The following is a 13160-nucleotide window of genomic DNA, read 5'->3' as shown; positions in this document are numbered from 1 at the left end:
GCGGGAAGCCGCGCCGGAAGGCCCGCGCGGCGGTTGTTGCAAACCATCCACAGGCCGGCCGGGCGATTTTCTACCGTGCGACGCTGGCCGGTTATGATCGACGACAACGTATACTCTCGGCGGTTCCCTTAAAAAGGCAGATGATGAAATTAATCGGTTCGCTCAGCAGCCCGTACGTCCGAAAGGCGCGGATCGTGCTTGCTGAAAAGAAGATCGACTACAAGCTGGAGCTCGAGAACGTGTGGGCGCCGGAGACGGATATTCATGCATCGAATCCGCTCGGCAAGGTCCCGTGCCTCGTGATGGAGGATGGTGCCGCGGTGTTCGATTCCCGCGTGATCTGCGAATACGTCGATACGCTGTCGCCGGTCGGCAAGCTGATTCCGCCGTCGGGCCGCGAGCGTGTCGAGGTGCGTTGCTGGGAAGCGCTGGGCGACGGCGTGATCGATGCGGCGGTCGCGATTCGCGTCGAGCACACGATGCGCGACGAGGCGCAGCGCAGCGCGAGCTGGATCGCGCGCCAGCAACGCAAGATCGACGACGGTCTCGTCGCGATGTCGCAGGGTCTCGGCGGCAAGACGTGGTGCGTCGGTAATCATTACACGCTCGCCGACATCGCACTCGGCTGCGCGCTCGGCTATCTCGACTTCCGGATGTCCGAGCTCAACTGGCGCGATCGCCACCCGAACCTCGACAAGTACTTCGTGAAGCTGCTGCAGCGGCCGTCGTTCGCCGACACGCTGCCGCAGAACTGAGCTGCCGGCTACGCGTCACGCATTCGGCAGACGAAAGAAAAGCGCCCCGCGGGGCGCTTTTCTTTTTGCCGGGCAGGCGGCCGCCGGAGCAGGGCGGTCGCCCGCTTCATTCGATCGACGCGTACACGGTCTCACCGAGCGTGAACGCATCGCTGCGCGCAATGGGCCACCACTTGTCGTACAGCGTGAAGCCGCAGGTCTGGCCGTCAAGCAGCGCGCCAGGCTTCAGGTACTTCAGCAACTGCGACATCAACCGGACCTCGTGCGGCGCGACCCGCTGCACGATGTGATGCGCGCGCAGCTCGGACGGATGCCCGAGGCCGGCCGCCTGCACGAGTTCCTGTAGCGCATGCAGCGTATTGCGGTGGAAGTTGAAAACGCGCTCGGCCTTGTCGGGCACGACGAGTGCGCGCTGGCGCACCGGGTCTTGCGTCGCGACGCCGGTCGGGCAGCGGTCGGTGTGGCAGTGCTGCGCCTGGATGCAGCCGACCGCGAACATGAAGCCGCGCGCCGAGTTCACCCAGTCCGCGCCGATCGCGAGCGTGCGTGCGATGTCGAACGCGGTGATGATCTTGCCGCTCGCGCCGATCTTCACGCGATCGCGCACGCCGATCCCGACGAGCGTGTTGTGCACGAGCAGCAGCCCTTCCTGCAGCGGCACGCCGACGTGGTCGGTGAATTCGAGCGGCGCCGCGCCCGTGCCGCCTTCCGCGCCGTCGACGACGATGAAGTCCGGCACGATGCCCGTCTCGACCATCGCCTTCGCGATCCCGAAGAATTCCCACGGATGGCCGATGCACAGCTTGAAGCCGGTCGGCTTGCCGCCCGACAGCGTGCGCAGCCGTTCGACGAATTCGAGCAGCCCGCGCGGCGTCGAGAACTCCGAGTGCGTCGCGGGCGAGATGCAGTCCTTGCCCATCGGCACGCCGCGCGTCTCGGCGATCTCCGGCGTGATCTTCGCGGCCGGCAGTACGCCGCCGTGGCCGGGCTTCGCGCCCTGCGACAGCTTGACCTCGATCATCTTGACCTGCGGATCGGCGGCCTGTTTCGCGAACTTGTCGGGGTTGAACGTGCCGTCGTCGTTGCGGCAGCCGAAGTAGCCGGATGCGATTTCCCAGATGATGTCGCCGCCGTTCTCGCGGTGGTACTTCGACAGCGAGCCTTCGCCCGTGTCGTGCGCGAAACCGCCTTTCTTCGCGCCGAGGTTCAGCGAGCGGATCGCATTCGCGGACAGCGAGCCGAAGCTCATCGCCGAGATGTTGAAGATCGAGATGTCGTACGGTTGCGCGCGATTCGCCCCGACACGGATGCGGAAATCGTGGTTCGGCAGCTTCGTCGGCGCGAGCGAGTGGCTGATCCATTCATGCGCGACGGCCTTCACGTTCAGCTCGGTGCCGTACGGGCGATTGTCGGCGACGTTCTTCGCGCGCTGGTAGACGAGGCTGCGCTGGGCGCGCGAGAACGGCTTCTCGTCGGTGTCGTCCTCGACGAAGTACTGGCGGATTTCAGGTCGGATGAATTCGAACAGGAAGCGGAAGTGGCCCCAGAGCGGATAGTTGCGCAGGATCGCGTGGCGGTCCTGCTTCAGGTCGTACAGGCCGAGCGCGACGAGGGCGATGGGAATGATGATCCACAGCCAGGAAAGCACGTGGACCGACGCGAGCGCGGCCGCCGCGACGAGCAGCAGGACGGCGCACCACATCGCGAGGTAGCGTCTAGAAAGCATGGGGACTCCGTAAGAATCTTGAAATGCCGCCATGCGTACGCTGCGCGGCGGCGCGCCGACCGCGGCGGAATCGTGTTCCGCCGGGCGCGGCGTGCCGCAAGTCTAAACCGAATATGGGTCAGCGTGCGTCAGCGAGCGCCGGCGCGTGGCCTTCCGCCGGTGCGGCCTGACCGGGCTGGCCGGTTGCCGCGAACTCAATGATGCCGCCGCCGAGACAGATCTCGCCGTCGTACAGCACGGCCGACTGGCCGGGCGTGACGGCCCACTGCGCGTTGTCGAACGCGAGCGAGAAGCGCTCGCCGCCGGCGCGTGCGAACGTGCAGGCGGCATCGGCCTGCCGGTAGCGCGTCTTCGCGCCGCACGCGAAGCCCTCGGCCGGCGGCTCGCCGGCGACCCAGCTCACGTTGCCGGCAACGAGCTGCCGCGACAGCAGCCACGGATGATCGTGGCCCTGGACGACGTACAGCGTGTTGGACGCGATGTCCTTCGCGGCGACGAACCACGGTTCGCCGCTGCCGCTCTTGCTGCCGCCGAGGCCGATGCCCTTGCGCTGGCCGAACGTGTAGAACGCGAGGCCGATGTGCTCGCCGACGACCTTGCCGTCGGGCGTCTTCATCGGGCCGGGTTGCGTCGGCAGGTAGCGGTTCAGGAAATCGCGGAACGGCCGTTCGCCGATGAAGCAGATGCCCGTCGAATCCTTCTTCTTCGCGTTCGGCAGCCCGATCTGCGCAGCGATCTCGCGCACCTTCGTCTTCGGGATCTCGCCGAGCGGGAACATCGTCTTCGACAGTTGCGCCTGGTTCAGCCGGTGCAGGAAGTACGACTGGTCTTTCGTATGATCGAAGGCTTTCAGCAGTTCGAAATGCCCGTCGCGCTCGCGCACGCGTGCATAGTGGCCGGTCGCGATCATTTGCGCGTCGAGCGACATCGCGTGATCGAGGAACGCCTTGAACTTGATCTCGGCGTTGCACAGCACGTCGGGGTTCGGCGTGCGGCCGGCCGAGTATTCGCGCAGGAACTCGGCGAACACGCGGTCCTTGTATTCCGCTGCGAAGTTGACGGCTTCCACGTCGATGCCGATCAGGTCGGCCACCGACACGACGTCGATCCAGTCCTGGCGCGTCGAGCAGTATTCGCCATCGTCGTCGTCTTCCCAGTTCTTCATGAACAGGCCGACCACGTCGTAGCCCTGTTCCTTCAGCAGCCAGGCGGTCACCGACGAATCGACGCCGCCCGACATGCCCACCACTACACGGCGCTTGCTCATTTGTTGACCGCCTGACGTTCGAATGCTTCGGGGCGCGGCGCGACCGAATGCGTGTGCACGAAATCGAGCGGAATGCGCCGCCCGGCGAGATAGTCGTCGACGCAGCGCATCACCGCGGGCGAGCGGTGGCGCTCGCTGCATGCGCGCAGCTCGTCGGCCGTCATCCATAGCGTGCGGACGATGCCGTCGTCGAGCACGTGGCCCGCGATCGGCTCGCCGGCCGTGCCGCAGAACGTGAAGCGCAGGTAGGTCGCGCCGGCGGTGCCGGGGCGGTCGTAGTGCGCGAGATAGACGCCGACGAGCGCGTCGGGCGTGAACGGGTGTGCGGTTTCCTCGAGCGTCTCGCGGATCACGGCGTCGGCCAGCGTTTCGCCGGCTTCGAGATGGCCTGCCGGCTGGTTGATGCGCAGGCCCGTCGAGGTTTCTTCCTCGATCACGAGGAAGCGGCCGGCGTGCTCGACGAGCGCCGCGACCGTCACATGCGGGGTCCAGATTTCGGGTTTCATGGTTCGGCATTTTACCGGTTGCGCCCGAACGGTGCCCGGCGTCTCGTTAGACGAATCCGACCCCCGCAAATCGTCTGTCCCGCCGATGCGCAGCGACGCGGGCCGGGGTAATGTCGCATCGCGCACGATCGTGCGGAAAGTGCTGGCGCGGCCATCGCTTTCGGTTAAAGTGCAGCGTGAACGCCGTTGCCCGTGAGCCGGTAAGTCAGCCTGTCCGGCTCGTTGTGCAGTAAAAATCGCAAGAAAAGAAATACTGACAATGACTGGAGGAACTGACGATGCATATTGGAGTGCCTGCTGAAACGCGGGCGAACGAGGCGCGTGTGGCTGCGACGCCGGAAACCGTGAAGAAGTACGCGGCGGCCGGCCATCGCATCAGTATCGCGAAAGGGGCCGGCAGCGCAGCCAGTTATCCCGACGAAGCCTATGCGGCCGCCGGTGCCGAATTGACCGACCAGTCGGCTGCTTTTGATGCCGACGTCGTGCTGAAGGTCCAGGCACCCACCGACACCGAACTGCCTTCGCTCAAGCGCGGCTCCGTGCTGGTCGGCATGCTCGAGCCGTTCAACGGCGAGCAGGCGGCGAAGCTCGCGGCAGCCGGCGTGACGGGCTTCGCGCTCGAAGCCGCGCCGCGCACGACGCGCGCGCAGAGTCTCGACGTGCTGTCGTCGCAGGCGAACATCGCGGGCTACAAGGCCGTGCTGGTTGCCGCGGCGCTGTATCCGCGCTTCTTTCCGATGCTGATGACGGCGGCGGGCACGGTGAAAGCCGCGCGCGTGCTGATTCTCGGCGCGGGCGTCGCGGGCCTGCAGGCGATCGCGACCGCGAAGCGGCTGGGCGCCGTGATCGAGGCGTCCGACGTGCGGCCGGCCGTGAAGGAGCAGATCGAGTCGCTCGGCGCGAAATTCCTCGACGTCCCGTTCGAAACCGACGAAGAGCGCGAGGCCGCGCAGGGTGTCGGCGGCTATGCGCGCCCGATGCCGCCGTCGTGGCTCGGCCGTCAGGCCGCGCTCGTGCACGAGCGGGCGAAGCAGGCCGACATCGTGATCACCACCGCGCTGATTCCCGGGCGCCCGGCGCCGACGCTGATCTCGGTCGAAACCGCGCAGTCGATGAAGCCGGGCTCGGTGCTCGTCGATCTCGCGGCCGGCCGCGGCCCGGAGTTCGACGGTCGCAAGAGCGGCAACTGCCCGCTGACGGTCGCCGACCAGGTGATCGTGCACAACGGCGTGACGATCGCCGGCTATACCAACCTCGCATCGATGGTCGCGTCGGACGCGTCGGCGCTGTATGCGCGCAACCTGCTCGACTTCATGAAGCTGATCGTCACGAAGGAAGGCGCGCTGAACATCGACCTGGCCGACGACATCGTCGCCGCGACGCTGCTGTGTCGCGACGGCGAAGTCACGCGCAAATAACGGAGGAGACCATGGAAGTCATCAATCACACGGTGATCAACGTGATCATCTTCGTGCTGGCGGTGTACGTCGGCTACCACGTCGTGTGGAACGTCACGCCGGCGCTGCATACGCCGCTGATGGCCGTGACCAACGCGATCTCGGCGATCGTGATCGTCGGCGCGATGCTCGCGGCGGCGCTCACCGTCGGCGTGACCGGCAAGTTCTTCGGCACGCTCGCGGTCGCGCTCGCGGCCGTCAACGTGTTCGGCGGCTTTCTCGTGACGAGGCGAATGCTCGAGATGTTCCGCAAGAAGGAGCCCAAGCGTGTCGAGGGCGGCAAGGAGGGTGCGCGATGAGCATGAACATCGTCACGCTGCTGTACCTCGTCGCATCGGTGTGCTTCATCCAGGCGCTGAAGGGCCTGTCGAACCCGAAGAGCGCGCGGCGCGGCAACCTGTTCGGGATGGTCGGGATGGCCATCGCGATCCTCACGACGATCGGACTGATCGTCAAGCAGGCCGCCTGGCTCGGCGCGAACCTGCCGCTCGGCATCGCGCTGGTGCTCGGCGCGCTGATCGTCGGCGGCGGCGTCGGTGCATTCGTCGCCGCGCGCGTCGAGATGACGAAGATGCCGGAACTCGTCGCGGCGATGCACTCGCTGATCGGTCTCGCGGCCGTGTGCATCGCGTATGCGGTGGTGTCGGAGCCGGAAGCGTTCGGGCTCGTGCCGCAGGACGCGGTGTCGTCGAGCTTCATCCCGTACGGCAACCGCGTCGAGCTGTTCATCGGCACGTTCGTCGGCGCGATCACGTTCTCCGGTTCGGTGATCGCGTTCGGCAAGCTGTCGGGCAAGTACAAGTTCAGGCTGTTCCAGGGCGCGCCGGTCGTGTATGCGGGCCAGCACCTGATCAACCTGATGCTCGCGATCGCGATGCTCGGCTTCGGCGTGCTGTTCGTCATCACGCAGGCATGGCTGCCGTTCATCATCATGACGGCGATCGCGTTCGTGCTCGGCGTGCTGATCATCATCCCGATCGGCGGCGCGGACATGCCGGTGGTCGTGTCGATGCTGAACTCGTACTCGGGGTGGGCGGCGGCCGGCATCGGCTTCTCGCTGAACAACGCGATGCTGATCATCGCCGGGTCGCTGGTCGGCTCGTCGGGCGCGATCCTGTCGTACATCATGTGCCACGCGATGAACCGCTCGTTCTTCAACGTGATCCTCGGCGGCTTCGGCGGCGAGGCGGCGGCCGGCGGCGCGGCGGGCTCGCAGGAGCAGCGCCCGGTGAAGTCGGGTTCGGCCGACGACGCGGCGTTCATGCTCGGCAACGCGGAGTCGATCGTGATCGTGCCGGGCTACGGGCTCGCGGTTGCCCGTGCGCAGCACGCGCTGAAGGAGCTGACCGACAAGCTGATCGAGAAGGGCGTCGACGTGCGCTATGCGATCCATCCGGTTGCCGGGCGGATGCCGGGGCACATGAACGTGCTGCTCGCGGAAGCGGAGGTGCCGTACGACATCGTGTTCGAGATGGAGGACATTAACGGCGAGCTGGGTCAGGCCGACGTGGTGCTCGTGCTCGGCGCGAACGACGTGGTGAATCCGGCCGCGAAGACCGATCCGAAATCGCCGATCGCGGGGATGCCGATCATCGAGGCGTACAAGGCGCGCACGGTGATCGTCAACAAGCGCTCGATGGCGTCCGGCTACGCGGGCCTCGACAACGACCTGTTCTACATGGACAAGACGATGATGGTGTTCGGCGATGCGAAGAAGGTCATCGAGGACATGGTGAAGTCGGTCGAGTAACGCGCGCGCCGGCAACGCGGCTGCCTGCTTCGATTCGCAGGCAGCCCGACCGGACAGGCCCGACCGGCGCAAGCCGGCCGGGCATTTTTCATGGCGCGACGAGGTTTGCGATGCACGCGGCGATCGTGTCCCGCACGCGCACGATCGCCGGGTCGCGCTGCGTGCTCGTGCGCCAGCCGATTTCCACCGGATAGCGCGGCAGGTCGACCGGGCACGCGAGCGCGCGCAGCGGTGCCGATTGCGCGATCGCGCGCGCCGCGTGCGCGGGAATCGTCGCCACCGCGTCGGAGCCGGCGAGCAGGTACGGCAACGCGGCGAAATGCGTGGTCGATGCGGTGACGCGCCGCTTGTGACCAAGCGCGGCCAGCGCCTCGTCGACGATCCCGATCACGCCGCCCGACGACACGAGCAGGTGGTCGCGCCGCAGGAAATCGGCGAGCGTGAGCGTGCGCGGCGGCCGCGCGCGGGCGGCCGGATCGATCAGGCACGCATAGCCGCCCGTCGCGACCGCGCGCCGGCTGAGGCCGTTCGCGGAGAAGCCGCCCGATGCGATCGCGAGGTCGACGCCGTGCCGCAGCAGCGCGTCGCCGGCGATGCCGCTGTGCGTCTGCCGGAAGATCAGCCGGATGCCGGCAGCCTCCCGCGCGACCGCATCGATCAGTGCGCGGCCGAGCGCGATCTCGAAGTCGTCCGACAGCCCGATCGAGATCGTGCGGCCGACGCGGTCGCCGCTGTCGGCCGCGATCGCGAGGCTTTCGCGGCAGCGGTCGAGTGCGTCGGACAGGATCGGCTTCAGTTCGTCCGCGCGCGGCGTCGGCGCGAGCCCGCGGCCGGTGCGCACGAACAGCGGATCGGCGTAGATCACGCGCAGCCGCGCAAGCGCCGCGCTGACAGCCGACTGCGTGAGACCGAGCCGCAGCGCCGCGCGGCTCGCGCCGCCTTCCTCGTACAGCGCCTCGAACACCTTCAGCAGGTTCAGGTCGAGGCTGGCGATATCATCCACGTTCATGACACTTATCGTTCTATCGATTTGATCGATGACATCATATCGATAAAGATGGCGTCACCCCATTCACCGGAGACGCCTTCATGTCCATATCCGTCATCGCCGCATTGCAGATCGGCGCATCGCCCGCCGGCACGCGCGCCACGCTCGACACGATCCTCGGCTACGAAACCGCGATCCGCGACAGCGGCGCGTCGCTCGTCGTGCTGCCCGAGGCCGTGCTCGGCGGCTATCCGAAAGGCGAGATTTTCGGCACGCGGCTCGGCTACCGGCTGCCCGAAGGCCGCGACGCGTATGCGCGCTACGCCGCGCAGGCGATCGACGTGCCGGGGCCCGAAACCGACGAGCTGGCCGCGCTGTCGCAGCGCACGGGCGCGAGCCTCGTGGTCGGTGTGATCGAGCGCGGCGGCAGCACGCTGTACTGCACGGCGCTGTTCTTCGATCCGCGCGACGGGCTGGTCGCGAAGCACCGCAAGCTGATGCCGACCGGCACCGAGCGGCTGATCTGGGGACAGGGCGACGGCTCGACGCTGCCCGTCGTCGATACCGCGGCAGGCCGCGCGGGTGCCGCGATCTGCTGGGAGAACCAGATGCCGCTGCTGCGCTGCGCGATGTACGCGAAAGGCGTGCAGATCTGGTGTGCGCCGACCGTCGACGAGCGCGACCTGTGGCAGAGCTCGATGCGGCACATCGCGCACGAGGGGCGCTGCTTCGTCGTGAGCGCGTGCCAGGTGCAGCCGTCGCCGCGCGCGCTCGGCATCGACGTGCCGGGCTGGGATCCCGAGCGGCCGCTGATCCGCGGCGGCAGCGTGATCGTCGGGCCGCTCGGCGACCTGCTGACGGAGCCGCTGATCGGCGAGGCCGGGCTCGTGACCGCGCGCATCGATCTCGACGAACTCGTGCGCGCACGCTACGACTTCGACGTCGTCGGCCACTATGCGCGTGCCGACGTGTTTTCGCTGCACGTCGACGAGCGGCCGAAGCGGCCGGTGGTGTTCAGCGTGTAGGGAAGACGGGCCGGGCATCGTGAGGCGGCCCCAAGAATGAACGGCGGCGGCGCGCGGCGCGCCCGCCGTCGTGCCGCGTCAGCGCATCGGCGCTTCCGCGATCCGCATGTAGTCGGCGATCCGCCGTCCTTCCATGTCCGGAAACTGCTCGTGCACGGTGATGTCGCCCATCCGCGCGATGTCGAAGGTGCGGAAATCGTCGCGCAGCTCGCACCACGCGCCGATCGTCCAGCGCCCGCCCCAGTAGACCAGCCCGAGCGGCCACACGCGGCGTTGCGAATGCGCGCCGAGCCGGTCGCGGTAACCGAAGCTGACGACGTGGCGCGTGTCGATGGCCTGGTGGATCGCGTCGACCTTCGCGCAAAACGTCTCGTCGATGTGAAACGACGGCGCGAACACGGGCAGGCGGTCGAGCGCCGTGCGCTTGTCGGCGGGCATCGCCGACGCGATCTTCGCGAGCGCCGAGCGCGCGCCGCTCGCGAAGCGCGCACCGCCCCAGGTTTCCAGCATGCGCGCGCCGGTGGCGAGCGCGGCGAGCTCCTCCGCCGTGAACGTGAGCGGCGGCAGGCTCGCGTTGCGGTTCAGCCGGTAGCCGATGCCGGCTTCGCCTTCGATCGGCACCCCTGACAGTTGCAGGTCGCGCACGTCGCGATAGACCGTGCGCGGCGACACCGACAGCCAGTCGGCCAGCTGCTGCGCGGTCGTGAGACGCCGCCCGCGCAACAGCTCGGCGATCTGGAACAGGCGGTCTGCACGGCGCGTCATGACGGCACCTCGACTCCAACGGCTACGGGGACTTCGCGATGATAGCGCCGCGCCGGCCCGATGATCGATGCGCTCAGTGGCATTTCGGCGCGTGCAGGCCGACGCGGTTGCCTTCGGTGTCGATCAGGTAGCCGACGTAGCCGTAGTTGTTCGGCAGCTCGACGACCGAGCCCTGCACGACGCCGCCCGCGCGCTTCGCGCGTTCGAGTGCCGCGACGACCGATTCGCCGGCGTTCAGGTAGACGAGCACGCCGTTCGCGCTCGGCTTCATCTGCTGCGGGTCGAACACGATGCTGCCGCCCGTGCTCGACGCCTCGTGATCGAACGTGGCCATCGGCACGCCGCCGATGACTTCGCGCTGCAGCGTCGTTTGCAGCACGGTTTCGTAAAAGCGGATCGCGCGATCGAAATCGAGGGACGGAATGTCGAACCACGCGATCGCGCGCTCCAGGGTTGCGGTGGCAGTTGCGGACGTCATGACGAGCTCCTTGTTGCGTTGTTATTCGGGTTCGGTGTGGAAACCAGCCTGCATTGCGCCGGGATTGCAGTGTGATCGCGGGCTGCTGACACCGTATTGTCAGTAGAGTTGTCACCCTTGATATGCAACCATTTGGTTGCATAATAAGGTCATTGACCCGGGAGCGGCATGGATCTCGTTTTCAAGGCGCTGGCCGATGCCACGCGCCGTCAGTTGCTCGACCTGCTGCACGCGAAAAACGGCCAGACCCTGGCCGAGCTGTGCGACGGGCTCGCGATGAGCCGGCAGGCCGTGAGCAAGCATCTCGCGCTGCTCGAGGCCGCGAATCTCGTCGCGACGACGTGGCGCGGCAGGGAGAAGCTGCATTACCTGAATCCGGTGCCGATCCACGACATCGCGGAACGCTGGATCGGCAAGTTCGAGCGTCAGCGCCTGCAGGCGCTGGCGGATCTCAAGCGCGGGCTGGAAGCGGCCCGCGACACAGGAGACGACGATGGGTAATCCCGCCTTTGTGTACGTGACGTTCATCGCAGCGACGCCCGAGCGCGTGTTCGACGCGTTGACCAACGCCGAACTGACGAAGGACTACTGGGTGCGGCATCGCAATGCGTCGCCCGACTGGCGGCCGGGCTCGCGGTGGGAGCATCAGGACTACGACGATCCGTCGCGGGTCGACATCGTCGGCGAAGTGGTCGAGAACGATCCGCCGCACCGGCTGGTCGTCACGTGGCGCACGCCGTCAGGGGAGGGCGAGGAATCGCGCGTGACCTACCTCGTCGAGCCGCACGAGGGTGTCGTGAAGCTGACCGTCACGCACGACGGGCTCGTGGCCGGTTCGGAGATGGATCGCGGGATTCGCGGCGGCTGGCCGGTCGTGCTGTCGAGCCTGAAGACGCTGCTCGAGACGGGGCAGGCACTGCCGTTCACGATGAGGCGCTGGTCGAAGTCGAAGCACTGACGCGCGCCGGAGGGAGGCGTGCGCGGGCGCCGCGACGGCGGCCCGCGCGATTGCGTCGCTTACGCGTCGCCTTCCGGCGTGGCCGGGCGTGCCTTCACGCTGCCGGCGATCAGGTCGAAGCGGAACAGCCGGCATTCGAGCGCGCCGTTGAACAGCGGCGTCTTCGCCGATTCGCGCAGCCGCAACTGGCCCGGCAGCGAACGGTCGGACGTGAGCAGGAACGCCTGCCAGCCCGTGAAGCGTTGCTTGAGCGCATCGCCGAGCGCGTTGAAGAACTCGCTGTCCGGCGCGTCGGTGTGCGTGCGGCGGAATGCGTCGTCGTTGTCGCGGTTGCGGCCCGTCTCGCGTACCTCGCCGCGCGCACTGCGGCCGCGCACCTCGATCCGCTCGCCGTACGGCGGGTTCGCGAGGATGATGCCCGGCCCGTCGCACGGCGGCGTCATCCCGCGCGCGTCGACCTGCTTGAGCCACACCGACGGCACGCCTGCGCGCTCGAGGTTCGCGCGCGCCTTCTCGAGCATGTCGCCGGAGATGTCGCTGCCGTACACGCCGAGCGCTTCGCCGCGCTTGCCGCGCGCCGCGCGCTTCGCGTCGAGCGCCGGGACCTTCAGGCCCTGCCACGCGGTGATGTCGTACTGCTTGAGCTTTTCGAAGCCGAACCGGCGTTCGACGCCGGGCGCCACGCCGAGTGCGATCTGCGCGGCTTCCGCGAGGAACGTGCCGCTGCCGCACATCGGATCGTACAGCGCCGTGCCGGGCGTCCAGCCCGTCAGGCGCAGGATGCCGGCCGCGAGGTTCTCGCGCAGCGGCGCCGCGCCCTTGTCGAGACGCCAGCCGCGCTTGAACAGCGGCTCGCCCGACGTGTCGAGGTACAGCGTGCACTCGTTGGCCGTCAGGAACGCGAACACGCGCACGTCCGGCGCACCGGTGTCGATGCTCGGGCGCGCGCCGGTCTTCTCGCGCATCCGGTCGCAGATCGCGTCCTTCACGCGCAACGTCGCGAATTCGAGGCTCTTCAGCGGCGACTTGATCGCGGTGATGTCGACGCGCAGCGTCTGCGTCGCCGCGAACCAGCGCTCCCACGGCTGCTCGAGCGCGAGCGCATAGACATCCTGCTCGGTGCGGTACGCGCGGTGCGCGATCTTCAGCAGGACCCGGCTCGCGATCCGCGAATGGAGGTTCGCGGCCATGCCGGCGGCCCAGCCGCCGCTGAAATGGACGCCGCCCGGCACCTGCGCGCCCGCGGTGAACGGCGCGCCGTTCAGGTGGCGGCCGGCGATTTCGGCCAGCTCGGCGGCAAGCACCGCTTCGAGGCCGCGCGGGCAGGGGGCGAAGAATTCGTACAGGGTGGGCGAGGACATAAGGCGGGTGAGGACGTGCAAAAGTCCACCATTGTACGCGGCGCGGGCGACCGGGGCCGGCGTTTCGGCACGGCGGCGCGAGCCCGATCGCCGCGCATGCGTGCCGGGAGGCCGGCGCAGCGGC

At 67.8% G+C, this 13160-nt stretch carries 14 protein-coding genes; 7 read left to right on the top strand and 7 right to left on the bottom strand.

Annotated elements, in window-relative coordinates; translation table 11 throughout:
• The first annotated feature begins 140 nt into the window (after nt 1–140).
• Nucleotides 141–755, top strand: coding sequence for a glutathione S-transferase family protein (locus BFF94_RS19200; protein ID WP_219139673.1), 615 nt, complete (start codon nt 141–143; stop codon nt 753–755).
• Nucleotides 756–861: 106 nt separating this feature from the next.
• Here the strand turns inward: BFF94_RS19200 and BFF94_RS19195 are convergent, their stop codons facing one another.
• From BFF94_RS19195 to BFF94_RS19185, 3 genes are all read right to left on the bottom strand, one after another.
• Nucleotides 862–2481 (bottom strand): FMN-binding glutamate synthase family protein, encoded by a 1620-nt coding sequence (locus BFF94_RS19195; RefSeq protein WP_128847131.1) that lies wholly within the window; start codon nt 2479–2481, stop codon nt 862–864.
• A 118-nt stretch (nt 2482–2599) separates the two neighbouring features.
• Nucleotides 2600–3748 carry a tRNA 2-thiouridine(34) synthase MnmA gene (gene mnmA, locus BFF94_RS19190; protein ID WP_128847129.1) on the bottom strand — a complete coding sequence of 383 codons (1149 nt, stop codon included), beginning with the start codon at nt 3746–3748 and terminating at the stop codon, nt 2600–2602.
• Nucleotides 3745–4254: an NUDIX hydrolase gene (locus tag BFF94_RS19185; protein WP_128847126.1), complete on the bottom strand. Its 510-nt coding sequence runs from the start codon at nt 4252–4254 to the stop codon at nt 3745–3747. Before BFF94_RS19185 ends, mnmA begins: the two co-directional genes overlap by 4 nt.
• Nucleotides 4255–4532: 278 nt before the next feature.
• Between BFF94_RS19185 and BFF94_RS19180 the strand changes: the two genes are divergently transcribed.
• Genes BFF94_RS19180 through BFF94_RS19170 form a run of 3 tightly spaced genes read left to right on the top strand, consistent with a single transcriptional unit; the run spans nt 4533 to nt 7461 of the window.
• Nucleotides 4533–5672, top strand: coding sequence for a Re/Si-specific NAD(P)(+) transhydrogenase subunit alpha (locus BFF94_RS19180; protein WP_128847123.1), 1140 nt, complete (start codon nt 4533–4535; stop codon nt 5670–5672).
• Nucleotides 5673–5683: 11 nt separating this feature from the next.
• The gene (locus tag BFF94_RS19175) at nt 5684–6010 is read left to right on the top strand and encodes an NAD(P) transhydrogenase subunit alpha part 2 (RefSeq protein WP_034182754.1); all 327 of its coding nucleotides are present in this window, start codon (nt 5684–5686) and stop codon (nt 6008–6010) included.
• On the top strand, nt 6007–7461 hold the full coding sequence (locus BFF94_RS19170; protein WP_128847121.1) for an NAD(P)(+) transhydrogenase (Re/Si-specific) subunit beta: 1455 nt from the start codon (nt 6007–6009) through the stop codon (nt 7459–7461). The genes BFF94_RS19175 and BFF94_RS19170 overlap by 4 nt, the downstream gene beginning before the upstream one ends.
• Before the next feature lie 88 nt (nt 7462–7549).
• On the opposite strand, the gene BFF94_RS19165 is transcribed toward BFF94_RS19170, so the two are convergent.
• A complete protein-coding gene (locus BFF94_RS19165) occupies nt 7550–8470 on the bottom strand; it encodes a LysR family transcriptional regulator (protein WP_219139672.1) in 921 nt (306 codons plus the stop codon).
• Nucleotides 8471–8550: 80 nt separating this feature from the next.
• Here BFF94_RS19165 and BFF94_RS19160 point away from each other — a divergent pair, with 80 nt between their 5' ends.
• On the top strand, nt 8551–9474 hold the full coding sequence (locus BFF94_RS19160) for a carbon-nitrogen hydrolase family protein (protein ID WP_219139671.1): 924 nt from the start codon (nt 8551–8553) through the stop codon (nt 9472–9474).
• Nucleotides 9475–9552: 78 nt separating this feature from the next.
• On the opposite strand, the gene BFF94_RS19155 is transcribed toward BFF94_RS19160, so the two are convergent.
• Entirely contained in the window at nt 9553–10239 is a 687-nt protein-coding gene (locus BFF94_RS19155; RefSeq protein WP_069746174.1) for a helix-turn-helix transcriptional regulator, read from the bottom strand.
• 73 nt (nt 10240–10312) lie between these two features.
• Nucleotides 10313–10717, bottom strand: coding sequence for a VOC family protein (locus BFF94_RS19150; protein ID WP_043191164.1), 405 nt, complete (start codon nt 10715–10717; stop codon nt 10313–10315).
• Between the two features lie 168 nt (nt 10718–10885).
• On the opposite strand from BFF94_RS19150, the gene BFF94_RS19145 reads away from it, so the two are divergent.
• Together BFF94_RS19145 and BFF94_RS19140 are read left to right on the top strand one after the other, a co-directional pair.
• Nucleotides 10886–11218, top strand: a complete 333-nt coding sequence (locus tag BFF94_RS19145; protein WP_128847118.1) for an ArsR/SmtB family transcription factor — start codon at nt 10886–10888, stop codon at nt 11216–11218.
• A complete protein-coding gene (locus BFF94_RS19140; protein ID WP_128847116.1) occupies nt 11211–11675 on the top strand; it encodes an SRPBCC family protein in 465 nt (154 codons plus the stop codon). Before BFF94_RS19145 ends, BFF94_RS19140 begins: the two co-directional genes overlap by 8 nt.
• A 59-nt stretch (nt 11676–11734) precedes the next feature.
• Here BFF94_RS19140 and BFF94_RS19135 read toward each other — a convergent pair whose 3' ends face one another.
• Entirely contained in the window at nt 11735–13036 is a 1302-nt protein-coding gene (locus BFF94_RS19135; protein ID WP_128847113.1) for a THUMP domain-containing class I SAM-dependent RNA methyltransferase, read from the bottom strand.
• Between the last annotated feature and the right edge of the window lie 124 nt (nt 13037–13160).

The sequence above is a fragment of the Burkholderia catarinensis genome (assembly GCF_001883705.2).
GTDB classification, from domain to species: Bacteria; Pseudomonadota; Gammaproteobacteria; order Burkholderiales; family Burkholderiaceae; genus Burkholderia; species Burkholderia catarinensis.
Note: the sequence above shows the minus strand (reverse complement) of the source record. Positions and strands in the feature narration are given on the sequence as shown.

Bases quoted from the DNA above. Each gene is read 5' to 3' on its own strand.
- BFF94_RS19200 (WP_219139673.1), top strand. From the start codon at position 141: ATGATGAAATTAATCGGTTCGCTCAGCAGCCCGTACGTCCGAAAGGCG.
- BFF94_RS19195 (WP_128847131.1), bottom strand. From the start codon at position 2,481: ATGCTTTCTAGACGCTACCTCGCGATGTGGTGCGCCGTCCTGCTGCTC.
- mnmA (WP_128847129.1), bottom strand. From the start codon at position 3,748: ATGAGCAAGCGCCGTGTAGTGGTGGGCATGTCGGGCGGCGTCGATTCG.
- BFF94_RS19185 (WP_128847126.1), bottom strand. From the start codon at position 4,254: ATGAAACCCGAAATCTGGACCCCGCATGTGACGGTCGCGGCGCTCGTC.
- BFF94_RS19180 (WP_128847123.1), top strand. From the start codon at position 4,533: ATGCATATTGGAGTGCCTGCTGAAACGCGGGCGAACGAGGCGCGTGTG.
- BFF94_RS19175 (WP_034182754.1), top strand. From the start codon at position 5,684: ATGGAAGTCATCAATCACACGGTGATCAACGTGATCATCTTCGTGCTG.
- BFF94_RS19170 (WP_128847121.1), top strand. From the start codon at position 6,007: ATGAGCATGAACATCGTCACGCTGCTGTACCTCGTCGCATCGGTGTGC.
- BFF94_RS19165 (WP_219139672.1), bottom strand. From the start codon at position 8,470: ATGAACGTGGATGATATCGCCAGCCTCGACCTGAACCTGCTGAAGGTG.
- BFF94_RS19160 (WP_219139671.1), top strand. From the start codon at position 8,551: ATGTCCATATCCGTCATCGCCGCATTGCAGATCGGCGCATCGCCCGCC.
- BFF94_RS19155 (WP_069746174.1), bottom strand. From the start codon at position 10,239: ATGACGCGCCGTGCAGACCGCCTGTTCCAGATCGCCGAGCTGTTGCGC.
- BFF94_RS19150 (WP_043191164.1), bottom strand. From the start codon at position 10,717: ATGACGTCCGCAACTGCCACCGCAACCCTGGAGCGCGCGATCGCGTGG.
- BFF94_RS19145 (WP_128847118.1), top strand. From the start codon at position 10,886: ATGGATCTCGTTTTCAAGGCGCTGGCCGATGCCACGCGCCGTCAGTTG.
- BFF94_RS19140 (WP_128847116.1), top strand. From the start codon at position 11,211: ATGGGTAATCCCGCCTTTGTGTACGTGACGTTCATCGCAGCGACGCCC.
- BFF94_RS19135 (WP_128847113.1), bottom strand. From the start codon at position 13,036: ATGTCCTCGCCCACCCTGTACGAATTCTTCGCCCCCTGCCCGCGCGGC.